Below are 682 nucleotides of genomic sequence, written 5' to 3' on the forward strand. Positions count from 1 at the left end.
GGCAATCGCATCGAGCTTAGCGGAAATGATCTTCTTCGAGTCGGCATGGATCGCATGTTTCGTATCGGGACCGATCACGTGCGTCAGGTGCATCTTCCAGCCATCGAAGGACTCCTTTCGATGGTAGGTGTAACGCAAATCGTTGCCTGGCGCAAGCTTATAACGTCAGGGTTTTGAAACAGCTTCTAGACTTAATCGGGGCTCGTACGTGCAACACAACACCGTTTATTACGGCCTGACGCAAGCGGTCAACGGCCAGGTCGTTTGCCAGATTCCACCTGACGAAGTTTCGAGCGCCGCCAAGCTGGAAGTGGTTGCCAAGCATGGCCAATCGAAGAGCGAACTGGCGGTCGTGGCAGTGACCAAAGGGGCAGAAGTTGGGGTCGATATCGAACGCATCCGCGAGGTACGCAGCTTCGCCAGCATGCTCGAACGATGTCTCTCCGACGCGGAAAAGGTGCTGAAGATCGTCCGTGACGAGGTCTTCCCTCATGTTCGTGTAATGGGACAGGAGGAAGAAGCTTCGTCGAATGAGGGTCGGAAGAACACCTTCAACCAGTATATGAAGGACGCCACGCTGATGCTGTTCGCCGTCGTGCCGGTTCACTGGAAGGTACTCGCAATCTTTCTCAACGGCTTACCGCTGGGCATGGTCTGGGGCCTGGTGGTGCGTTACTTGGAA

General features: G+C 55.1%; 1 protein-coding gene. It reads left to right on the forward strand.

Annotated elements, in window-relative coordinates; translation table 11 throughout:
• Nucleotides 1-208: 208 nt before the first annotated feature.
• Nucleotides 209-682, forward strand: a 474-nt coding sequence (locus AB1L30_RS01025; protein WP_367011472.1) for a DUF5690 family protein, incomplete at its 3' end; no start/stop codon positions are given.

The sequence above is a fragment of the Bremerella sp. JC817 genome (assembly GCF_040718835.1).
In the GTDB taxonomy this organism is placed as follows: domain Bacteria; phylum Planctomycetota; class Planctomycetia; order Pirellulales; family Pirellulaceae; genus Bremerella.